The sequence below is a fragment of the Pseudomonas sp. Z4-7 genome (genome assembly GCF_051131965.1).
Lineage (GTDB): Bacteria > Pseudomonadota > Gammaproteobacteria > Pseudomonadales > Pseudomonadaceae > Aquipseudomonas.
In genome coordinates this window covers 1,459,169-1,481,291 of sequence record NZ_CP071642.1, presented here as the reverse complement: position 1 = coordinate 1,481,291, position 22,123 = coordinate 1,459,169, and the positions used below count along the sequence as shown (strand labels likewise).

Annotated in this window: 21 protein-coding genes, 1 tRNA gene and 1 pseudogene; 16 read left to right on the top strand and 7 right to left on the bottom strand. The window is 61.7% G+C overall.

Translation table 11 applies throughout. The features are described 5' to 3' along the window. Positions 1–12: 12 nt before the first annotated feature. The 11 genes and pseudogenes from J3P91_RS06490 (at position 13) to J3P91_RS06440 (ending at position 12,043) form a co-directional block, all read left to right on the top strand. Positions 13–828, top strand: coding sequence for an ABC transporter permease (locus tag J3P91_RS06490; protein WP_024616101.1), 816 nt, complete (start codon positions 13–15; stop codon positions 826–828). Further along, entirely contained in the window at positions 825–1,613 is a 789-nt protein-coding gene (locus J3P91_RS06485) for an ABC transporter ATP-binding protein (RefSeq protein ID WP_434603042.1), read from the top strand. Before J3P91_RS06490 ends, J3P91_RS06485 begins: the two co-directional genes overlap by 4 nt. A gap of 13 nt (positions 1,614–1,626) precedes the next feature. Next, complete coding sequence (locus J3P91_RS06480; RefSeq protein WP_434603041.1) at positions 1,627–2,352, top strand: urea amidolyase associated protein UAAP1; 726 nt, start codon at positions 1,627–1,629, stop codon at positions 2,350–2,352. Between the two features lie 11 nt (positions 2,353–2,363). Further along, on the top strand, positions 2,364–3,005 hold the full coding sequence (locus J3P91_RS06475; RefSeq protein ID WP_434603040.1) for an urea amidolyase associated protein UAAP2: 642 nt from the start codon (positions 2,364–2,366) through the stop codon (positions 3,003–3,005). 302 nt (positions 3,006–3,307) lie between these two features. Next, positions 3,308–6,988 carry an urea carboxylase gene (uca, locus tag J3P91_RS06470; RefSeq protein WP_434603039.1) on the top strand — a complete coding sequence of 1,227 codons (3,681 nt, stop codon included), beginning with the start codon at positions 3,308–3,310 and terminating at the stop codon, positions 6,986–6,988. 22 nt (positions 6,989–7,010) lie between these two features. Further along, on the top strand, positions 7,011–8,789 hold the full coding sequence (gene atzF, locus J3P91_RS06465; protein WP_434603038.1) for an allophanate hydrolase: 1,779 nt from the start codon (positions 7,011–7,013) through the stop codon (positions 8,787–8,789). Between the two features lie 281 nt (positions 8,790–9,070). Beyond that, positions 9,071–9,688: pseudogene (locus tag J3P91_RS06460) on the top strand (GGDEF domain-containing protein); the annotation flags it as partial. Further along, a complete protein-coding gene (locus tag J3P91_RS06455) occupies positions 9,681–9,899 on the top strand; it encodes a cysteine-rich CWC family protein (protein WP_434603037.1) in 219 nt (72 codons plus the stop codon). The pseudogene J3P91_RS06460 and the gene J3P91_RS06455, both read left to right, overlap by 8 nt. A gap of 35 nt (positions 9,900–9,934) precedes the next feature. Beyond that, a complete protein-coding gene (locus J3P91_RS06450; RefSeq protein ID WP_434569509.1) occupies positions 9,935–10,627 on the top strand; it encodes a pseudouridine synthase in 693 nt (230 codons plus the stop codon). A 309-nt stretch (positions 10,628–10,936) separates the two neighbouring features. After that, complete coding sequence (locus J3P91_RS06445) at positions 10,937–11,821, top strand: alpha/beta fold hydrolase (RefSeq protein ID WP_434603036.1); 885 nt, start codon at positions 10,937–10,939, stop codon at positions 11,819–11,821. Between the two features lie 148 nt (positions 11,822–11,969). Beyond that, a tRNA-Gly gene (locus tag J3P91_RS06440) sits at positions 11,970–12,043 on the top strand. Positions 12,044–12,334: 291 nt separating this feature from the next. On the opposite strand, the gene J3P91_RS06435 is transcribed toward J3P91_RS06440, so the two are convergent. After that, positions 12,335–12,811 carry an Lrp/AsnC family transcriptional regulator gene (locus tag J3P91_RS06435; RefSeq protein WP_434603035.1) on the bottom strand — a complete coding sequence of 159 codons (477 nt, stop codon included), beginning with the start codon at positions 12,809–12,811 and terminating at the stop codon, positions 12,335–12,337. Positions 12,812–12,956: 145 nt separating this feature from the next. Between J3P91_RS06435 and J3P91_RS06430 the strand changes: the two genes are divergently transcribed. From J3P91_RS06430 to J3P91_RS06420, 3 genes are all read left to right on the top strand, one after another. Continuing rightward, the gene (locus tag J3P91_RS06430; RefSeq protein ID WP_434603034.1) at positions 12,957–13,586 is read left to right on the top strand and encodes a LysE family translocator; all 630 of its coding nucleotides are present in this window, start codon (positions 12,957–12,959) and stop codon (positions 13,584–13,586) included. A 275-nt stretch (positions 13,587–13,861) separates the two neighbouring features. Beyond that, positions 13,862–14,077, top strand: coding sequence for a type II toxin-antitoxin system HicA family toxin (locus J3P91_RS06425; protein ID WP_434569512.1), 216 nt, complete (start codon positions 13,862–13,864; stop codon positions 14,075–14,077). Continuing rightward, on the top strand, positions 14,078–14,488 hold the full coding sequence (locus J3P91_RS06420; protein WP_434569513.1) for a type II toxin-antitoxin system HicB family antitoxin: 411 nt from the start codon (positions 14,078–14,080) through the stop codon (positions 14,486–14,488). Between the two features lie 145 nt (positions 14,489–14,633). Here J3P91_RS06420 and J3P91_RS06415 read toward each other — a convergent pair whose 3' ends face one another. Beyond that, positions 14,634–14,780 carry a hypothetical protein gene (locus J3P91_RS06415; RefSeq protein ID WP_434569514.1) on the bottom strand — a complete coding sequence of 49 codons (147 nt, stop codon included), beginning with the start codon at positions 14,778–14,780 and terminating at the stop codon, positions 14,634–14,636. Positions 14,781–14,956: 176 nt separating this feature from the next. Between J3P91_RS06415 and J3P91_RS06410 the strand changes: the two genes are divergently transcribed. Then, complete coding sequence (locus J3P91_RS06410) at positions 14,957–15,361, top strand: low affinity iron permease family protein (protein WP_434569515.1); 405 nt, start codon at positions 14,957–14,959, stop codon at positions 15,359–15,361. Between the two features lie 51 nt (positions 15,362–15,412). Here the strand turns inward: J3P91_RS06410 and J3P91_RS06405 are convergent, their stop codons facing one another. The 3 genes from J3P91_RS06405 to J3P91_RS06395 all read right to left on the bottom strand — a co-directional run bounded on the left by J3P91_RS06405 (position 15,413) and on the right by J3P91_RS06395 (position 18,599). Further along, positions 15,413–16,321, bottom strand: coding sequence for an SDR family oxidoreductase (locus J3P91_RS06405; RefSeq protein WP_434603033.1), 909 nt, complete (start codon positions 16,319–16,321; stop codon positions 15,413–15,415). 78 nt (positions 16,322–16,399) lie between these two features. After that, a complete protein-coding gene (locus J3P91_RS06400) occupies positions 16,400–16,903 on the bottom strand; it encodes a DUF4142 domain-containing protein (RefSeq protein ID WP_434569517.1) in 504 nt (167 codons plus the stop codon). Between the two features lie 346 nt (positions 16,904–17,249). After that, positions 17,250–18,599, bottom strand: a complete 1,350-nt coding sequence (locus J3P91_RS06395; protein WP_434603032.1) for a diguanylate cyclase domain-containing protein — start codon at positions 18,597–18,599, stop codon at positions 17,250–17,252. A gap of 233 nt (positions 18,600–18,832) precedes the next feature. On the opposite strand from J3P91_RS06395, the gene J3P91_RS06390 reads away from it, so the two are divergent. Continuing rightward, positions 18,833–19,852 (top strand): DUF4917 family protein, encoded by a 1,020-nt coding sequence (locus J3P91_RS06390; RefSeq protein WP_434603031.1) that lies wholly within the window; start codon positions 18,833–18,835, stop codon positions 19,850–19,852. A gap of 159 nt (positions 19,853–20,011) precedes the next feature. On the opposite strand, the gene J3P91_RS06385 is transcribed toward J3P91_RS06390, so the two are convergent. Further along, on the bottom strand, positions 20,012–20,593 hold the full coding sequence (locus J3P91_RS06385) for a DJ-1/PfpI family protein (protein ID WP_434603030.1): 582 nt from the start codon (positions 20,591–20,593) through the stop codon (positions 20,012–20,014). 225 nt (positions 20,594–20,818) lie between these two features. After that, the gene (locus J3P91_RS06380; RefSeq protein WP_434603029.1) at positions 20,819–22,036 is read right to left on the bottom strand and encodes a class I SAM-dependent methyltransferase; all 1,218 of its coding nucleotides are present in this window, start codon (positions 22,034–22,036) and stop codon (positions 20,819–20,821) included. Between the last annotated feature and the right edge of the window lie 87 nt (positions 22,037–22,123).

Genomic DNA, 22,123 nt, shown 5'->3' with positions numbered 1-22,123 from the left:
CGGAGGACTGGCATGCGCCTGATCAACCGCTACCCCGATCGCCCCAGCCGCTTGTTGCTGGTGATCCTGCCATTTGCGCTGGTGCTGTTTGCCTACTTCATGGGCTCGGCGGAACGGCTGACGGACAACCCCAACGACAAGCTGCTGCCCAGCGCTGTGCAGATGGCCGATGCGGTCAAACGCCTGGCCTTTACCGCCGACGCTCGTAGCGGCGATTACCTGCTCTGGCAGGACACCGCGTCGAGTCTGCGCCGGTTGGCGATCGGCCTGGGCATCAGCGCCCTGGCCGGGTTGTGCCTGGGCATCGCCGCCGGCACGCTGCCGCTGTTCGGCGCGCCGTTGTCGCCCCTGCTCACCGTGGTGTCGATGGTGCCGCCATTGGCGATCCTGCCGATCCTGTTCATCGTCTTCGGCCTGGGGGAGTTGTCCAAGGTGATGCTGATCGTCATCGGCATCACCCCTTGCCTGGCTCGCGACCTGGAGCAGCGTGCCCGGGAAATTCCGCCTGAGCTGTTGATCAAGGCCCAGACGCTGGGTGCCTCGACCTGGACCCTGATGTTGCGCGTGGTGCTGCCGCAATTGCTGCCGCGCCTGTTGATTTCCCTGCGACTGATGCTGGGTTCGGCCTGGCTGTTCCTGATCGCTGCCGAAGCCATCGCTTCCACCGATGGCCTGGGCTATCGGATTTTCCTCGTGCGTCGTTACCTGGCGATGGATGTGATCCTGCCCTACGTGGTGTGGATCACCCTGCTCGCCTGGCTGATGGATTGGGGCCTCAAGCGCCTGACCCGCCGAGCATTTCCCTGGTACGAGGGGGCGAAGGCATGAGCTTCATTACCGTGAACAACGTCTGGCAGCAGTATGCCGACCAAGTGGTGCTCGAGCGCTTGAACCTGAGCGTTGCCGAGGGGGAGTTCTGCACCCTGGTGGGTGCCTCGGGTTGCGGCAAGTCGACTTTCCTGCGGCTGCTGCTAGGCCAGGAACGCGCCAGTCGCGGACAGATCCTGCTGGATGGCGAGCCTTTGGCGGGCGAGCCGGATGCCAGCCGTGGAGTGGTGTTCCAGCGTTACTCGGTATTCCCGCACCTGACGGTACTGGACAACGTCGCCCTCGGCCTGGAATTGCCGCGCTCGCCGCTGCTGGGGCGTCTGTTCGGCGGCGCCAAACGCCAGGCCCGCGAAGACGCCGCACAATTGCTGGACAAAGTCTGCCTCGGCCACGCGCTGGACAAATACCCCGCGCAGCTCTCCGGCGGCATGCAGCAACGGCTGGCCATCGCCCAGGCGCTGATCATGAAACCGCGAGTGTTGTTGCTCGACGAACCCTTCGGCGCCCTCGACCCCGGCATTCGCAAAGACATGCATGCCCTGCTGCTGGAGCTCTGGCGGGAAACCCGGCTGACCGTGTTCATGGTGACCCATGACCTGTCCGAAGGCTTCAGCCTTGGCACCCGCCTGCTGGTGTTCGACAAGGTTCGTGTCGATCCCCACGCCCCTGGCGCCTATGGCGCGCGCATCACCTACGACATCCCATTGAACAGCGAACGCCGCACCGCCCGTGCCGCCGTCGACGCCCTGCCCGCCGAACTGGCCGGCACGTTGCGTATCGCTTGAAAGGAGAAATTCCATGACCGATTCGACCCAGCTGTCCCCCCCCTTCGCCGAAGAATTGCTGCCCGGTGGCGGCCATCGCTCGTTCGTCCTCAAGCGCGGCCAGTTGCTGCGCCTGACCGATGTGCGTGGCGGTGCCAACGTGAGCCTTACCTTGCTCAATGCCAACGAAAAAACCGAGCGCCTGAACTTGCCGGACAGTCTGAAATGCCAACACACCGCCAAGCTCACCGCCGGTCATTGCCTGTACTCGGACATGGGCCGGGTACTGGCGGCAATCACTGCGGATACCTGTGGCTGGAGCGATAGTTTTGGCGGCGTGCTCTGCGCCGAGGAAATCGCTGAAAAGTATGGTCAGGGCCGTTACCAGGAACTGCGCAACGGCTTCTTCCGCAACGGCACCGACAACCTGTTGGTAGAACTGGGCAAATGGGGGTTGGGTCTGTCCGACCTGTTGATGACCCTCAACCTTTTCAGCCGGGTCGATGTCGACGAGGCCGGCCACTTCCACTTCGTGGAGGGCAACTCCAAGGCCGGTGACTACATCGAGCTGTACGCACCGATGGACACCCTGGTGGTGCTGACCGCGCTGCAACATCCGATGGACCCGAACCCGCTATACGCGCCGCAGCCGCTCAAACTCAGCTGGATGAACGCCAACCCCAGCGTCGCCGAACACTGCCGCCAATCGCGCCCGGAAAACCAGCGCGGCTTCATCAACACCGACCGCCTGTTCGCCTGAGGATCGTCGCCATGTCACTCGCCATCGCCACTGCACACAAGCAACCCGAGACCGCCGTCTACCGTTCCACGATTCCCGCCGGCGAACCCTGGCTGACCGAGGTCAAGGCCGGCCAGACCCTGCGCATCCTTGACCTGGAAGGCAACCAGGCAGTCGATACGTTGTTCTTCAGCCTGGCCAACCCCAAGGAACGCTACGACGTGCAACGCACACTGCGCCGGCAGAACAGCGTCTACCTGGGCACCGGCAGCGTGCTGTATTCCAACCTTGGCCGCCCGATGCTGACCATCGTCGAGGACACCTGCGGGCGCCACGACACCCTCGGCGGCGCCTGCGCGCAGGAAAGCAACACCGTGCGCTACGCCCTGGAAAAACGCTACATGCACAGCTGCCGCGACAATTACCTGCGGGCCTGCGCCCACGATGGTCGACTGGGCAAGGGTGACATCGGACCGAACATCAATTTCTTCATGAACGTGCCGGTGACCGTCGACGGCGGCCTGACTTTCGAAGACGGGATCTCGGCACCGGGCAAATACGTCGACCTGCGGGCCGAGATCGATGTGATCGTGTTGATTTCCAACTGCCCGCAACTGAACAACCCGTGCAACGCCTACAACCCTACCCCTGCGGAGCTGCTGATATGGAACTGAAACTCATGCGCCTGCGCCGCTGGCTGTTCGCGCTGTGCCAGAGCCGGTCGGGGCAGTGCATCAAATAAAAAAAGATTTTATGAACACCACCCATCCACTGTGGGAGCGAGCTTGCTCGCGATAGCGGTCTGTCAATCACATTGACGTTGGATGTGCCACCGCTATCGCGAGCAAGCTCGCTCCCACAAGGGGCAGTGGTGTTTGGAGGTTTGCCGCCAGGGACGACCCCGTCGGCCATCGAAAACTGCGGGACGGCCCGCATCCCGATTCAGGCTGACATTGCGGCCTGAGGGGTAAATGCCATGTTCGAAAAAATCCTGATTGCCAACCGTGGCGCCATTGCCTGCCGCATCCTGCGGACCCTGCGCGAGCTGGCCGTCAAAGGCGTCGCGGTTTACTCCCAGGCCGACGAAGCCAGCCTGCACATCCTCCAGGCCGACGAAGCCCACTGCCTGGGCGAAGGCGCGGCGGCGGGCACCTACCTGGCCGTGGACAAGCTGCTGGCGATCGCCCGGGACAGCGGCGCGACTGCGATCCATCCCGGCTACGGTTTTCTCTCGGAAAACGCCGCTTTCGCACAAGCTTGCGAGGCCGCCAACATTGCCTTCATCGGCCCGACACCGGAGCAGTTGCGAGTGTTCGGCCTCAAGCACACCGCACGCGCCCTGGCTCGCCAGCACGGCGTGCCCCTGCTCGAAGGCACCGAACTGCTCGACAGCCTCGATGCGGCGCTACTGGCCGGCGCGCAGGTCGGCTACCCGGTCATGCTGAAAAGCACGGCGGGCGGCGGCGGAATCGGCATGCGCGTATGCCGCAGCGCCGCTGAATTGAGCGAGTCCTTCGAAGCGGTCAAACGGCTCGGGCAGAACAATTTCAGCGACGCTGGCGTGTTCATCGAGAAGTACATCGAACGGGCGCGGCACCTTGAGGTTCAAGTGTTCGGAGACGGCCAGGGCCAGGTGATCGCCTTGGGCGTGCGCGACTGCTCGGTGCAGCGGCGCAACCAGAAAGTCATCGAAGAAACCCCGGCGCCCAACCTGCCCGAGGGCATGGCCGACGCGCTTTGCGCTGCCGCGATCAAGCTGGCCCAGGCGGTCGACTACCGCAGCGCCGGCACCGTGGAGTTTGTCTATGACAGTGAGGCAGGACGCTTCTATTTCCTGGAAGTGAACACGCGCCTGCAAGTGGAGCATGGCGTCACCGAGCAGGTGTGGGGCGTCGACCTGGTGCGCTGGATGGTGCAATTGGCCGCCGGAGAACTGCCGCCACTGAGCGAGCTGAGCCAAGGGCTGAAAGCCGAGGGCCACGCGATCCAGGCGCGCCTGTATGCCGAGGACCCAGGCCGGGATTTCCAGCCGAGCCCGGGGCTGCTGACTGCGGTGGAATTTGCGCAGGCCAACGGCAAGGAACTGCGCATCGACACCTGGGTCGAGGCCGGTTGCCAGATCCCGCCCTACTTCGATCCGATGATCGCCAAAGTCATTCGCTGGGCGCCGACCCGCGAGCAGGCACGCCTGGGCCTGCATCAAGCGCTGGACGAAAGCCTGCTCTACGGCGTGGAAACCAACCGTGTCTACCTGCAACAGATCCTGCTCGACGCGCCCTTCGCCAATGGCCAGCCTTGGACCCGCTGCCTGGAGACCCTGGCCTACCGCGCCAACACCGTCGAAGTGCTCAGCCCAGGCACTCAAACCAGCGTTCAGGATTACCCCGGTCGCCTCGGTTATTGGGCGGTGGGCGTGCCGCCGTCGGGACCGATGGACAGCCGTTCGTTGCGCCTGGGCAATCGCCTGCTGGGCAACGAGGAAGGTGCGGCGGCCTTGGAAATCACCATGAGCGGGCCGCTGCTGCGCTTCAACTGCGCTGCGCGAGTGGCGGTGACCGGCGCAGAAATCGCCCTGACGCTGGACGGCGAAACGGTGCCGATGGACACCGCGCTGTCGATCGGTGCAGGGTCCACCCTCGCCATCGGCACGATTACAGGCGCCGGGGCGCGGAGTTATCTGTGTGTGCATGGCGGCTTGCAGGTACCGGATTACCTCGGCAGCAAAAGCACCTTCACCCTCGGCCAGTTCGGCGGCCACGGCGGGCGAGCATTGTGCACCGGCGACGTGCTGCACCTGGCTGCGTTGGATGAGCACGTCGTCATGCCGTCGATCGAAGAGCCGCCCCTGGTGTTGCCAGCCGTGCGGCAGATCCGTGTGATCTACGGTCCCCACGGCGCGCCGGAATATTTCACCGAGCGCTACATCCAGACGTTCTTCGGCACCGCGTGGGAAGTGCATTTCAACTCCAGCCGAACCGGCGTGCGGCTGATCGGGCCGAAGCCGGAATGGGTACGTGCCGACGGCGGCGAAGCGGGCCTGCACCCGTCCAATATCCATGACAACCCGTACGCCATCGGCGCGGTGGACTTCACCGGCGACATGCCGGTCATCCTCGGCCCCGACGGCCCGAGCCTGGGTGGCTTCGTCTGCCCCGTGACGGTGATCGAGGCGGACCTGTGGCAACTGGGACAGCTCAAGGCGGGGGACAAGGTGCGGTTTGTGCCGGTGGACCTGAAGATTGCCCGCGCATTGGCAATGGATTTCCCCCGTGGCGAGGGAGCTTGCTCCCGCTCGAGTGCGCAGCGCTCGCCAGACAATATTCCTGGCGCTGAAAATTTGGGGCCGCTGCGCGACCCAGCGCGAGCAAGCTCGCTCGCCACAGGTTTGGGAATTACACAGACATTGATTTCGCCCGTGGTTTTGGACATCGGCCAGGACGACACCCGCCTGGTCGCGCGGCTGTCCGGCGACACCCATCTGCTGCTTGAAATCGGCGCTCCCGAACTGGACCTGGTGCTGCGTTTTCGCGCTCACGCCTTGATGCAGGCCCTGGAGCAAAAACACCTGCAAGGGGTGATCGACCTGACGCCGGGTATTCGCTCGCTGCAAGTGCATTACCAGCCCGAACAATTACCCCTGGCCGATCTGCTGGCCATCGTCGCCGGCGAGTGGGACGCCGTGTGCGCCGCGCAAGACTTGCAGGTGCCGTCGCGCATCGTCCATCTGCCGCTGTCCTGGGACGATCCGGCCTGCCAGCTGGCGATCGAAAAGTACATGACCACCGTGCGCAAGGACGCGCCCTGGTGCCCGAGCAACCTTGAGTTCATCCGGCGCATCAACGACCTGCCCAACCTCGACGAAGTGCAACGCACGGTGTTCGATGCCAGTTATCTGGTGATGGGCCTCGGCGATGTCTACCTCGGCGCGCCGGTCGCCACGCCGCTGGACCCGCGGCACCGGCTGGTGACCACCAAATACAACCCGGCGCGCACCTGGACCGCGGAAAATTCGGTGGGCATCGGCGGCGCCTATCTGTGCGTGTACGGCATGGAAGGCCCCGGCGGCTATCAGTTCGTCGGCCGCACGTTGCAGATGTGGAATCGTTATCGGGACGTCGCCGCATTTGACGGCAAGCCCTGGCTGCTGCGCTTCTTCGACCAGATCCGCTTCTACCCGGTCAGCGCCGATGAGCTGCTGCGCATCCGTCGGGATTTCCCGTTGGGCCGCTTCGACCTGGCGATCGAACACAGCCAACTCAACCTCGCTGATTACCAGCGCTTCCTGGCCCGGAAAGCGGACAGCATCGACGCGTTCCGCGAGCAGCAACAAGGCGCCTTCCGTGCCGAGCGCGAGCGCTGGATCGCCAGTGGCCAGGCGCATTTCGACAGCGAGGAACCGGCGACCGCGCCGAGCGAAGATTCAGTGCTGGACGAGGGCCAACTGAGCGTCGACAGCCACATCGCCGGCAACCTCTGGCAGGTCCAGGTGGAGGTGGGTGCGCGGGTCGCCGCAGGTGACGTGCTGGTGATTCTGGAATCCATGAAAATGGAAATCCCGGTGCTTGCGCCCATCGCCGGCGTCGTCCGAGAAGTGCGCGTCCAGCCCGGTTCAGCGGTGCGCGCCGGGCAACGCGTGGTGGTGCTGGAACGTGACTGAACTCAATCAAAGGATTAACGCCATGACCCTCTCTCTGCGCCTGGACAACCTGCGCGACGCCTATCGCAAGGGTGAAACGACACCGCGCCAGCTGCTGTTGGCCCTGCGGGAAAAAGCCGCTGCGCTCAACCCGGACTATCACCTGTTCATCCACCTGCTCTCGCCCGGAGAACTCGAACCTTACCTTTCGGCACTGGAAAACCGCGACCTGGAAAACCTGCCGTTGTATGGCGTGCCATTCGCGATCAAGGACAACATCGACCTGGCTGGCATTCCCACCACCGCCGCCTGCCCGGCCTTTGCCTACGTGCCGCAACGTTCGGCGAGCATCGTCGAGCAATTGCTGGCGCTGGGTGCGGTTCCTGTTGGCAAGACCAACCTCGACCAGTTCGCCACTGGCCTCAACGGTACCCGCACGCCCTACGGGGCTTGCCGCAACAGCGTGCTGGCCGACTACCCGGCGGGCGGCTCCAGCGCGGGCTCGCCGCTGGCGGTGGCCCTGGGCGTGGCCAGCTTTGCCCTGGGCACCGACACCGCCGGCTCTGGCCGCGTGCCTGCGGCGCTGAACAACCTGGTGGGGTTGAAAGCCACCAAGGGCCTGATCTCCACCGCTGGCGTGGTGCCGGCCTGCCGTACGCTGGACTGCGTGACCACCTTCACCGCGACGGCGCGCGAAGCCAGCCAGCTGTTGGCATTGACTGCGCGTCTCGACCCGCGCGACGAATACAGCCGCCCCAACCCGCAATGGAACGACGGCGCGGCGTTCGGCGCGCCACGAAGTTTTCGCTTCGGCGTGCCCCGCCGGCAAGACCTGGAATTTTTCGACTGCGACGAAGGCCCACGGCTGTTCGCCGATGCCATCGAGCGCCTCGAACACCTGGGCGGCGAAGCTGTCGAGTTGGACTTGTCACCCTTCCTCGAAGCGGCACGCCTGCTCTATGAGGGGCCGTGGGTTGCCGAACGCTACAGCGTGGCCGAGGAACTGATGGAGCGCGAACCCGACGCGGTACTGCCGGTGATCCGCGCCGTGCTGGCGCAAGCGCCGACGGTGACCGGCGTGGAAACCTTCCGTGCCCAGTACCGTTTGCAGGCGCTCAAGGCCCAATGCGATCGCGCGATGGAAGCGCTCGATTGCGTCCTCACCCCGACCATCGGGCGCCCGGTGACGCTCGCCGAACTCGCCGCCGAACCGCTCCTGCGCAATTCGCAACTGGGTTACTACACCAACTTCATGAATCTGCTGGACTACGCCGCCGTGGCCGTTCCCAGCGCATTCATGGCCAACGGTTTGCCTTGGGGCGTGACGCTGTTCGGCCGCGCCTTCACCGATCAGTACCTGCTGAGCGTGGCCGACGCCTTGCAGCGTCAGCAAGCGCCTGATCTGCCAGTGCCTGCCAACCCGGCGCGCCATGATCGGGCACGGTTGGTCGTGTGCGGCGCGCACCTGGATGGGCTGGCCTTGAACTGGCAGCTCAAGCAACGTGGCGCCCGCCTGATCGAGGCGACCCGAAGCTCAGCGGATTATCGCCTCTACGCCTTGGCCGGCGGCCCGCCCCTGCGCCCTGGCATGCTTCGGGTCGGCGAGGGGGGCGTGGCGATCGAAGTGGAAGTCTGGGAATTGCCAAGCAGCGAGTTGGGTTCGTTCCTCACCGGTATCCCGGCACCGCTGGGGCTGGGTAAGGTGCAACTGGCCGACGGACACTGGGAAAGCGGCTTCATTTGCGAGCCGTATGGTCTGGACGGCGCGCAGGACATCAGTCATCTGGGCGGATGGCGGGCTTATCTGAGTACCCGTCAGTAAACAGCACCCTGTGGCGAGGGGATTTATCCCCGCTGGGCGGCGCGACGTTTCGCTAAATCCCCTCGCCACGATCTTGCAAAGCTGTAAATCCGAATGTCTTTTCTTACAGGGCCACTAAACTGATTCCATCGGGTCACTCCAAGGGAATCGCCATGTCGCTTCGTTCGCCGTTGTATTCCCAGCGCTCGCCGGTGCTCATCCTGGCCATTTTGCTCGGCGCCGGCTTCCTGGTGACGTCGCTGCTGGGTTACTACGCCGCCAACACATCGCTGCGGGACAACGTGCTCAAGACGCTGTATTTCAATCTGCTGATCGGCCTGCTGGTGACGGTGGCCGCGCTCGTGGTGCTGCATCGGCTGATGGTCAGCTACCAGCGGCGGATCGATGCCCAAGCGATTCTTGACGGCCTCACCGAGCTACCCAATCGGCGGGGCTTCGACCTGCTTGCGGTACAGGCCCTGCACGAAGCCCAACGCGAGCCCAGGCCACTGAGCGCGCTGTTGCTGGAGGTGGATGACTTCAAGCGACTGGACGCCAACCACGGCCACATCGCCAGTGATCAGTTGCTGACGGGTTTCGCTCGCGACCTGACCGATACACTGCGCCATTCAGACATTGTCTGCCGCTGGAGCGCCGATGCCTTCGTCCTGCTGCTCAAGGACACCGATGGACAGAACGCTCTGAAAATCGCCGAGAAAATTCGCCAGCGCATCGAGCAACAGCGCTACTTTTGCAGCGGCAAGCAATTGCGGATCACCATCAGCATCGGCCTGACCACCTTGCAGGACAAAGACACCTTGCACAGCCTGCTGTCCCGGGCCGATCATGCGCTGCAACGCGCCCGACAGACCGGAAGCAACCGAACCTGCGTGGAAATGCCTCATTCCAGTTATGAATAAACCCGATCTCTGCCCGGCGTGTGGCGCCACCAACGACTGCACCCTGGCCAATCCGAAAACCGCTGATCGTGCCTGCTGGTGCTACGGCGTGAGCATCGACCCGACGGTGCTGGAAAATTTGCCGGCCGAGCTGCGCAACCAATCCTGCCTGTGCCCGCGATGCGCCCGGGTCGATGACCAGTTGCGCGCCAATTCTCAATCGATCACGTAAGATGCCCGCCCCCAGCTCCCTTGCCCGAACTGCCCATGCGCGTTGACCGTTTCCTCAGTAACCTGCCGCGTTTCAACCGCCAACAGGTCCGTCTGCTGCTGGTGGAACGGCGCGTGCGGATCGACGGCCAGACCGTCAACGATCCACAGGCACAGGTGCGTGAATTCAGCCGCGTCGAGGTGGATGACGAAGTGCTGCAAGCAGGCCGACCGGCGCGCTATTTCATGCTGCACAAGCCGCCCGGCTGCGTCAGTGCCACCTGCGATCCGCAGCACCGCACCGTCCTCGATCTACTGGACGAACCGGACAAGGACGACTTGCACATTGCCGGTCGCCTGGACTTCAATACCACCGGGCTGATGCTGATCACCAACGACGGCAGCTGGTCGCGGCGCCTGACCCAGCCGCAGACCAAACTGCCGAAGGTCTACTACGTCGAGACCGAGCAAACCATTACCGCCGAGTACGCCTTCACGTTTGCCCAAGGCTTGTACTTTGCGTTCGAAGACCTCACCACCCAACCGGCGCAATTGACCCAACTGGGGCCGACATCCGCGCGTTTGAGCATCGTTGAAGGCCGTTATCACCAGGTCAAGCGCATGTTTGGTCACTTCAACAACAAGGTGCTGCGCCTGCACCGTGAAAGCATGGGCCCGCTGCTGCTGGATCCTCATCTCGCGCCGGGCCAATACCGCGCCTTGAGCCCAGAAGAAGTTGGCCTGATCTGAGCCAGACGACCGCTGGGCAGAAGTGTCGGGCAATTTTCAAAGAGCACTTGCGCAACAGCCTCCCCCCTGCTTGAATCAAACCGTCGGCCGAAATGTGACCGACGAGTCACCCCATACCTCTAAGAAACTTTTTGCCGGCTGGAGCCCTCAGGTTCCGCCTCGCTCGCCGGCAAATTGCCCGCCATAACAACACCCGTCGACCGGCTTGCGCGGATCGACATGGGCCTTATCTTCCAGGCGTATGCCTACCTGTCACATTGCCCGTGCAATCTCATTGCGCGCATACCCGCTTGCCAGGAGTCTTATGACATGAGGCCAGAAATCGCTGTGCTGGATATACAGGGTCAGTATCGGGTTTACACGGAGTTCTATCGCGCAGACGCCGCGCAAAAGACCATCATCCTGGTCAACGGCTCGATGGCCACCACCGCGTCGTTTGCTCAGACCACCAAAAACCTCTACCCGCAATTTAATGTCGTGCTGTACGACCAGCCCTACGCGGGCAAGTCCAAGGCTCACAACCGCCACGAGAAAATGCTGACGAAGGAAGTCGAAGGCCAGATCCTGCTGGAGCTGATCGACCACTTCGCCGCCGATCACGTGTTGTCGTTTTCCTGGGGCGGAGCCGCCACCCTGACCGCCTTGGCCCAGCGCCCGCGGCGCATCGAAAAAGCCGTGATCAGTTCTTTCTCACCGGTGCTCAACGCGCCGATGCGCGACTACCTGGAACGGGGCGTGGATTACCTGAGCAGCCTGGACGGCGATCGTGTCGGACACCTGGTCAACAGCACGATCGGCAAGCACCTGCCGCCGCTGTTCAAGCGCTTCAACTATCGCCACGTCAGCAACCTGGCCGAGCATGAATACGGACAGATGCACTTTCACATCAACGACGTGCTCCACAGCGACCAGCAGTGCTATGTCAACGCGGCGAAAAAGATCAACGTGCCGGTGTTGTTCCTGAATGGCGAATGGGACGAATACACCGCGGCCACCGACGCCAGGCTCTTCGCCAACCATGTCCAGCACAGCAGCTTCACCACGCTGCAAGCCACCGGGCACTTCCTCGACATGGAACACAAGGCCGCCTGCCGCGACAGCCGCGAGGCGTTGCTGGGTTTCCTCAAGCCAACCCACCACGCCAGCCGACCGCGCTACAGCTATGTGCAGGACTACCATGCAGTGGCCATCTGAAAAAGTCATCGCGAGCAAGTCGCCGGCAACGGCGCTTGCTCGCGAATGACCGCTCTGGTTTGAGGCTTGCGTAGACGGATGACCTCGCCGTCCGGAAAGAAAAACTTCAAATCCCAGGCCACATCTGGTACAAAGTCAGCCGCTCTGAGCGGGTGTCGTATAATGGCATTACTCCAGCTTCCCAAGCTGATAACGAGGGTTCGATTCCCTTCACCCGCTCCAATCGAATTCTGGTCCCGCGTCGTGATGGTTTTGACGGGGGATAAAAAAACCGGCTCCTGGTGGCCGGTTTTTTTTGGCCTGATTTTTTGGTTGGCGATGATCTGGAATGAACAGGTCAGCGGCTTTATCCGAAGGCTGTTGCGAGACGTTGCGCACCCTTGACACCGGACCGTTGCAGGAAAGACAGATCATAATCTCAAGAACGAGGGACTCCCGTGGCGAGGGAGCTTGCTCCCGCTTGAGTGCGAAGCGCTCACAAGAGTGGCTGCTTTCGGCATTGCAGCAACAGCCTCACTCCCCCACCAAATGCCCCAACGGCAACGGCCCCGGAGCCTTCACCGTGTTGATCGCAAAATTACTGCGAATGTCACTTACCCCCGGCAGCTTCAGCAGCTTGCCCGTGACAAATCGGTCATAGGCCCGCAAGTCCGGCACCACCACTTGCAGCAGGAAATCCGACTCGCCTGAGACCAGGAATGCCGAGATCACTTCGGGTAGCGCGGTCACCGCCAGGCGAAATGCCTCGGCTCGTTCATCGGTGTGCCGTTCGACCTTGATGCCGACAAAGATCGTCATACCGAGGCCCACTTCATCGCGATCCAGGATGGCTTGATAGCCGCGGATCACTCCCGCTTCCTCGAGCATTCGCACGCGGCGCAGGCATGGCGAGGGGGACAGGCCGATTTCTTCGGCCAGTTGTACGTTGCTCAGTCGGCCGTCCCGTTGCAGTGCGGCGAGGATTTTGCGGTCGAAGGCATCAAGTTTCATGGTTTGGCACTTTCCAATTGAATGGCTCGATTACTTGGCAGATTATGCCAATCCTTCGAGCTTTAGAAGCTGATTACGCAACCACCTGCCCTACCCTTCGGCCATAGACTGGCCTCTCCAATCCATTGATTGCGGAGGACATGCAATGACAGAGCTCTGGTTGTTTTTCATGGCGTTGACGGTGGCGTATCTGTTGCCCGGGCCGGACATGATCCTGGTGCTGCAAACCGGTGCCCGTCAGGGCAAGGCTGCGGCGCTGGCGACGGCGGTAGGCTTGGGGATTGCCCGGGCATGTCATGTCGCGCTGGCGGCAATGGGGCTCTCGGTGTTGTTCAAGACAGCGCCCTGGACCTTTGATGTGGTGCGCCTGGCCGGGGCTGCGTATCTGGCGTGGATCGGGTTCCAGTGTTTGCGAACCACGTTGGTGCCAAGCTTTGAAGGAGCTGACGCCGAGGTCGGAAAGCGACAGTGGTACCAAGCGATACAACGCGGTCTGCTGACCAACCTGCTCAATCCCAAGGCGTTGCTGTTTTGCTCAGTGTTGCTACCGCAGTTCATCGACCCACAGGGCGGGCCGGTGCAGGGGCAATTCGCGATGCTCGGTTTGGTGCTGGTCGGCGTCGGCCTGCTGTTCGACAGCGCCTACGCACTGGTGGGCGTCGTGCTCGGACGCTGGCTTCAGCGATCGCCTTCGGCCCAACGTGTGCAGCAGTGGTTGTTTGGCAGCCTGCTGATTGGGTTTGCGGTACGGCTGACGTTTGTGCAGCAGTCGTAGGTCCTGTGGATATGTCTGCGAATCGCTGAAACCGGGGCTGCTTCGCAGCCCAGCGGGAGCAAGCTCCCTCGCCACGGGTTGCGATCCTCCAAATGTTCCTTGCGTCCCACATCTGGAAATAGACCCAATTCGACTCTCCGTCGCCTTGTCCTGCGCCGCTTCTAGACTTTAGGACGTAGATCCCACTCGATCCCGGTCGTCGCTAACGGTGGTTATAGTGTTGATCATTTCTTTCCAGTAGGTATAGTACCTACCACACACACCACGGAGGTGTTGTGAACAGCCGATTCCTGATAAGCCAGATTGTTGCGGATGGGTGGTACCTGGTACGGATCCGAGGCAGTCACCACCATTTCAAGCACCCGACCAAACCGGGACTGGTTACGGTTCCTCATCCCAAGAAGGACCTGCTCAAGAAAACGGCCATCAGTATCTTGCAACAGGCCCTGCTCCAGACGGCCAGTTGCCCAGCTTCCCCGGAGGACGATTGAATGCTTTACCCGATTGCGATTTCCATGGGCGATGAGCACCACGCCTGGGGCGTTGAAGTGCCGGATATCCCTGGTTGTTTTTCCGCAGGCGATGATCTGGACGATGCCATGGCCATGGCGCGCGAGGCCATCGAAGGGCACTTTGAAATTCTTGCCGAAGATGGTTCGCCCATTCCGCCGGCCAACACCGTGACGCTGCACGCGGCCAATCCGAAATATGCCGGGTGCGCTTGGGCATTGGTGGACATTGATGTGACCCGATATCTGGGCAAGGCGCAGAAACTCAACATCACCCTGCCCGGCTACCTGCTGAACCGTATCGATGAATATGTGCTGCATCATCCGGAAGAAAAAAGCCGGTCAGGCTTCCTGGCATCTGCGGCACTCAAGGTTTTGCAACAAGGACGCTGAGCAATACCTGCCGAAACACAAGAACCTGTGGGAACGAGCCTGCTCGAGAAGGCGTCGGATCATCAACCTGGATTGACTGTTCCACCGCATTCGCGAGCAGGCTCGCTCCCACAGGTTTGACATAGCCCGGCCTGGGCTATGTCATTTATTTGCTCTCTGACTTGGATTCCTGCATCTGCACCGAAGACTTGGTGCCGTCGGTGTTGTCCTTGGTCTCGTTATCCGAATTGTCAAAGCAGCCCTGCAGTGCGAACAGGCAACAGGCGAGGCAGAAGGTGCGGGTGAGGTTCATGGTGTTCTCCGTCGATGAAGGCTTTAAGGAGTGACCATCAGGCAGAGCAAATGGTTGCGCCAGTCTTCGTCCCGAACGATGAACGTCGACGGAGGTTCGGATTGAAATGTAAGTAGAATTTTCGCCGCTTCGTTGCTGTCACACCAGACAGGTGCAACCACTGAGGAAACACGGCAATGACGTTCGCAAAGATTGCTCAAAAACTGGCCCTGTGGGCAGGAAGTCCCAAGACCTTTCTCGGAGCTATTGTGTTGTTGGCGCTCTGGGCCGCCAGCGGACCGTTCTTCGGTTTCAACGACACCTGGCAACTGATCATCAATACCTCGACCACGATCATCACCTTCCTCATGGTTTTCCTGATCCAGAACACGCAAAACCGCGATACCGATATCCTGCATCTGAAAGTCGACGAATTGTTGCGCGCGACCAAGGACGCGCAGAATGCAATGCTCGGTCTCGAGTCGCTGGACCTCAAGCAGCTGGAAGCGTTGCGCAAGCGCTACCAAGACATGGGCAAAGACGAGGCCAAGAGCCTTGAGGGTGTAGAAGAAGAGAAGAAAGTCGACCTGAACCAGTGCTGAAAGCAGATGCGCGAGCGTTATTGCAACGCTCGCGCATCCGAGTGACGCGCATCAGGGCAACGGATTCCCTCCCGTCACGCCGAATACTTCCCCGGTGATATAACTCGACTCCTGCGAGGCCAGCAGCACGTACAGCGGCGCACATTCCGCTGGCTGCCCCGGACGCTTCATCGGAACCTGGGAGCCGAATGTAGGAATCTTCTCCCTAGGCTGTCCGCCGCTGGGTTGCAGCACCGTCCAGATCGGCCCCGGAGCCACGGCATTGACCCGGATTCCCTTGCTGATGACCTGTCCGGCCAACGCCTTGGTAAACGCCACGATCGCCGCTTTGGTGGTGGCGTAATCGAGCAGCGTCGCGGACGGATCGTAGGATTGGATCGACGCGGTATTGATGATCGTCGCCCCGGCCGGCATCAGCGGTATCGCGGCCTTGCAGATCCAGAACATCGCGTAGATGTTGGTTTTCATGGTGTCGTCGAATTGCGCGGTGGTGATGTCGGCAATGTCCTTTTGCGCTTCCTGCTTACCGGCGACGTTGACCAGGATATCCAGGCCATCGAGCTCCTGCTGCGCCATCTTCACCATCTGGACGCAGAACGCTTCGTCCTTGAGATCTCCCGGAATCGCAATGGCCTTGCGGCCTTCGGCCTTGATCAGCTCGATGACCTGCTGCGCGTCGCGTTCCTCGCTGGGCAGATAGTTGATAGCTACATCGGCGCCTTCGCGGGCATAGGCAATGGCCGCCGCGCGACCGATCCCCGAATCGCCGCCCGTGATCAGCGCCTTGCGCCCCTCCAGGCGACCGAAGCCTTGATAGGTTTTTTCGCCGTGATCGGGCTGTGGTTCCATGTCCTGGTCAATGCCGGGAGGAGATTGCGGCTGGTCGGGGAATTCCGGAGGAGGGTATTGGGTCAGTGGATTCTGCATCGCGTATTGGTTGGGTTCTCGGCGTGTAGACATCGAGGTTCTCCTTTTCGGCGGGCAAAACAAGCCGGGACGCTGGCGTCCCGGTCCTGAGGTAAAAACAGGTGCGGCAAATCAGCGACTGGCCTGCAGCGCCCTGGCCATCTCAAGATGCGTCTGCAATTTGGGCAGGGTTTCGTCGGCGAACGCCTTGATCTCCGGCACGTTGGTGGTCTGGGCCTGTTGCTGGATCTGCTCGATGGCTTCCTCAGTGGCCTTGACCTGGCTGGCGGCATACGCCGCTTCGAACGACTCGCCCTCGGCCACTTGCGGCATCAAGGTCTTGGCCTTGTCCGCGACTTCTTCCCGGGGCGCGACGGGCAAGTCGAGCTTCTTGGCGATTTTCGCCAGGTGTTGGTTGGCGGTAGTGCGGTCGTTGATCACCATGATGGTGTAATCCTTGACCTCCCTTGATTCCGCCTTCGAATGTGCGGCACGGCTGGCTTCGATGTCAGCCATGCCTTTGGCGGATGCATCGTCGATGAATTCGGCAGGTGACTGGGCCCAGGCACTGCTGGCACCCAGGCCCATCAGCACGACAACACTGGTGGTGCGTAAAAAGGTGGCCATCCGGCTCATGGTCACGCCCTCCTCTGATAGAAAATTGCGCCGGGGTTTCCCCGCCGCTGAATCAGAACCACCGTTGAATATTTAGCGAGTCGTGCGATCCGGCTTGCGGCCGATCTCAGCCTTCAGCGGACTTTTATCGACACTCGCGGTGGTGGTTCTCCCACTTTTGCGACCCGCTTCAGACACCTTCGTTCGATCATGAGCAATGTTTCCCGGATAAATGTTGCTTGACCCGCGCATGCTCGAGCCCTCCGTATTGCATGAATGATGGGCATGCCTGCCCCGTATTTTATTTGAAATGAGTCGGCATTCAAGGTTTGGAAAAAGCGCTGGCGCGACGACGAACGGTGAAGTGTCAGATGCCGAAGGCCCGGTGATTGTGGCGTTTGGCTGCGTACATCGCCTCGTCGGCGTGGCGGAACAAGGTGATGTCTTCCGTGCCGTGTTCGGGGAAACATGCCACGCCAATGCTCGGTTCGATGCTCAGGCAATGACCGTCCAGCCGCAGCGGCTGGGCCAGCGCGTGACGAATCTGCTCCTGCACCCGGTCGGCGTCTGCCACGCTCTGGATGCTATGGAGCAGCACCACAAATTCATCGCCACCGATGCGTGCGACGGTGTCGGTGTCACGTATGCAACCCTTGAGTCGGCTGGCCACCGCTTGCAGCAGCATGTCGCCAACGGCATGGCCGTAGGTGTCGTTGATCTGTTTGAAGCGATCCAGATCGATGTAGAGCAATGCCATCCGCCCCGATGCAACACGGGCCGTGGTCAACGCGGCCTTGAAGCGGTCACGCAGCAACTCGCGATTGGGTACCTGAGTGAGCTGATCGTACTGCGCCATGTGCTGCAACCGGGTATGCAGTTGCTGGCGCTCGATGGCAATCGCAATCTGCACGCAAACATACTGCAGCAATTCCTTGTCCTGCTCGGTGTAGCGCTCGTTATCCGCCGCGCTCTTGACGATCAACGCGCCAATCGTGCCGCTCTGCGAATTCAGTGGCACACCCAGCCAGCACGGCGCGTCCGGTTTCGCCACGAGGTCGTGCAGCTCCACGGGCAACGAGCTGGAGCCGGGCGTCAGCAGGATCGGCTGGCCGCTGCGTATGACTTCGGCACACAAACGCCCGATGGTCGTACCCGGCAGTTCCGGCTGCCGCTCCCGGTCGTCGACGTGATAGGGAAAGTTGAGCTGGGCACATTGCTCGTCATACAACGCCACCGAAAAATTCAGTGCTGGCAGCCACTCGCCGATTATCAAATGGATACGTTTGAACAACGCCAGCAGGTCGGCAGCCGCATGGGCGGCCTCGGAGATCGCGTACAACGCGGCCTGCCGAGACTCCGCCAGCTTGCGCTCGGTGATGTCCCGCGCCACGGCGATCCGCAATTGGTCAGGCTCGGACCAGCGCGCCGACCAGAGGATATGGACGACCCCACCGTCCTTGCGCAGATAGCGGTTCTCGAAATTGAGCTTGGGCTCTCCACGCATGACTTCGCGCGCCGCGTCAAGGGTCCGCTCGCGGTCGGCAGGGTGGACCATATCGATCATCGAACGGCCGATCAGCTCCTTCGGCGTGTAGCCGAAGATCCGCTCGCTGGCGGCACTTACAAACACGAAACGCCCCAGGGCGTCGACGGCGCACACGGCATCCATCAGCAGATCAAGGTAACCGGCCAGCGGCGTGGAGTTTCGAATATCCATGGCACAGAAGCCATCCGGGAATACAGCAATGAACGAACCGGGAAATCGCCAGGCCAGCGCGCGCCCTGAATACCGGTGAGGATAGCCCAGGCGCCCGATCCGCCTCAGTAAACCGCTCGACCAGAACGCCTGAAAGGTTATCGGCCGGTCACGACGTATCTTGATCTGGCTCAAGACTGGGTCGTGATAAAGTCGCGTCCTGCCCTTTGCCACGTTTTGAGATGACCTTCGCAATGACCGATTTCCAGGAATACGACGCCCGGCTCGACAATTGGGAGACGTTGCGCACCAACACCGCTTTCAGCGGCCTGCTGGTGGGCAATGGCGCGAGCCGCGCCGTGTGGGATGATTTCGGCTATGACTCGTTGTTCGAGAACGCCCGCACCGTCGAGGAAAAACCACTGAGCCCTTCGGAACTGAGCGTCTTCGACGCCCTGCAGACCCGCAGTTTCGAGCAGGTATTGGGCGCGTTGAAAACCACCAGCCGGGTCAACAAGGCCCTGGCCGTCAGCTCCGCCGCCCCGCGCAATCGCTATTACGCAATCAAGGAAGCCTTGATCAACACCGTGCACGCGGTGCATATCCCCTGGCGACTGGTGCAACCCTCGACCCTGGGAAGTCTCAATCAGGAGCTGGGCCGCTACCGCACAGTGTTCACCACCAACTACGATCTGCTCAGCTATTGGGCGATCCAGCATACGCCCGAGACCCTGACCGATCTGTTCCTGGGTGCCGATCACAGCTTCGATCCGAGTCGGACCAGTACAGACAAGCCGCGCCTGTTGTATCTGCACGGCGGCCTGCATTTGGTGCGCAACCAGGACGGCACGGCACGCAAGCTCGCTTCCACCGAAGGCACGCTGTTGGGCAGTTTTGCCATCAACAACACCCTCAAGACCCTCGACGACGTGCCGCTTTTTGTCAGCGAAGGGCCGAGCCAGGACAAACTCAAGACCATCCGCAGCAGCGATTACCTGTCGTTCTGCTACGACCAGTTGCTGCACCACGACGACAATCTGTGTCTGTTCGGCCATGCCTTGGGCGAGCAGGACAGCCATATCGTCCATGCCCTGCGCCAAGCGGCGCCGAGGACGGTGGCCATCTCGATTTACCCGCGCAGCCAGGCGTTCATCCAGCATCAGAAGCGGCATTACGCCAAATTGTTCGAGGGCCTGGACACGCAACTGCGTTTCTTCGATGCCAAGACCCACCCGCTGGGCGATCCGAAGCTGGCGGTGCCGGTGGAGGTCTAAATCCGACGGGGCGGCGCAGAACCGTGGCGAGGGAGCTTGCTCCCGCTCGACTGCGAAGCGGTCGCCATTTACGCGATGGGACCGCTTCGCGCTCCAGCGGGAGCAAGCTCCCTCGCCACAAGAGCTCACTCCATAGGCGCGAGTGCGCGCGTCCTGGTACTACAAGGTGATGGCCGTGCCCAGCAGCGTCAGGAACCCCGCCAGCCAGTTCGGATGGGCGGGCCACGCCGGTGCCGTGGCCAGGTTGCCTTGGACATGGGCTTCGGTCACTGGAATATCGATAAACGTCCCGCCGGCCAGGCGCACCTCCGGAGCACATGCCGGATAGGCGCTGCATTCCCGCCCTTCCAGGATGCCTGCCGCCGCAAGCAATTGCGCCCCATGGCACACCGCGGCGATCGGCTTGCCCGCCAGATCGAAATCGCGCACCAGTTGCAGGACGCTTTCATTCAGGCGCAGGTATTCCGGCGCACGACCGCCCGGCACCAGCAGTGCGTCATAGTCGCTGGCCTGGACGCTGGCGAAATCATGGTTGAGGGCAAACAGATGCCCAGGCTTCTCGCTGTAGGTCTGGTCGCCTTCGAAATCATGGATCGCGGTGCGCACCGTCTGCCCGGTGGTTTTGTCCGGGCACACCGCATGCACTGTGTGGCCGATCATCTGCAGGGCCTGAAAAGGCACCATCACTTCATAATCTTCGACGTAATCGCCGACCAGCATGAGGATTTTCTTCGCGGCCATGGCATGGGCTCCTTTGGGATGCGTGGGGGAACGCATTAAAGGTAGTCCGCTGTAACAGAACAGGGAGAAACTCTGTCCACTGGCTGACGGGCTGCACAGCGGCGTGTCGGTCGCCCCCTGTGGGAGCGAGCTTGCTCGCGATTCAGGCGATAAGGTGTTTCAGGCATACCGCGTCATCGTTCAATCGCGAGCAAGCTCGCTCCCACAGGATTTCGAGCAGCGGTTTCAAGCGAGGTAGCCGTCAGCCCGCAGCAGCGTTTCCAGGCAATGTTCGGTGATGTGGTAAAACGCCTTGAGCTCTTCGATCCTGGCAAGAAGTTCGGCAGGATCCACCGGCTCGGCGCGCTTGACCGCCAGGATCATCTTGTTCTTGTTGGTGTGGTCCAGGGAGATGAACTCGAACACCTTGGTCTCGTAGCCACAGGCTTCGAGGTACAGCGCCCGCAGGCTGTCGGTGACCATTTCCGCCTGTTGGCCCAGGTGCAGGCCATATTGCAGCATCGGCTTGAGCAGCGCCGGGCTCTGGATCTGCAGGCGGATCTGCTTATGACAGCACGGCGAGCACATAATGATCGAGGCCCCCGAGCGGATGCCCATGTGGATCGCGTAGTCGGTGGCGATGTCGCAGGCATGCAGGGCGATCATCACGTCCACTTCACGCGGCGCGACGCTGCGCACGTCACCGTGCTGGAACTCCAGGCCCGGATGCTCTAGCCGCGCGGCGGCTTCGTTGCACAGCTTGACCATGTCCTCGCGCAATTCGACGCCTGTCACCAGCCCCTCGGCCTGCAAGGTGTTGCGCAAGTAATCATGGATGGCGAACGTCAGGTAGCCCTTGCCCGAGCCGAAATCCGCGACCCGCACCGGTTTGTCCAGCGCCAGCGGCGAAGACGTCAACGCGTGGCTGAAGACTTCGATGAACTTGTTGATCTGCTTCCACTTGCGCGACATCGCCGGAATCAGCTCGTGCTTGTGGTTGGTCACGCCCAGGTCGGCGAGGAACGGCCGGCTCAGATCGAGGAAGCGGCTTTTCTCACGGTTGTGCCCCGCGGACGGCACTTCCCGCAGCTGCTGGGGCTTGCTCTTGAACAACGAGCTCTTGCCCTTCTTGCTGTACTCCAGCTGCGCCTCGTCAGTGATTGCCAGCAGATGTGCGTTCTTGAACGAGGCCGGCAACAGCGCGGCGACCGTCTCAACGCCTTCGACCAGCGGGAAATTCTTGGTGATGTCGCGCGTCTTGTAGCGGTAGACGAAGGACAGGCACGGCTGATCCTTGACCGTCAGTTGCTTGATGATCAGCCGCTGCAGATCGGCTTCGTCACCGACGTATTTGGCCAGCACCAGCTTGATGAAGGCGTTCTGCCCAAGGCTAGCCTGCAACAGCTCGATGAACTGGGCGTGGTGATCCGGCGCGGGACGGGCGGAAGTTGCAGTGACGGACATGGAAAAGCGGCCTCGGGGCGGGCGGATCGGGAATGGCGGGTATTTTAGGGGGGATGGGAGGCCAGGGCACGGGGAATTTCCCCAACG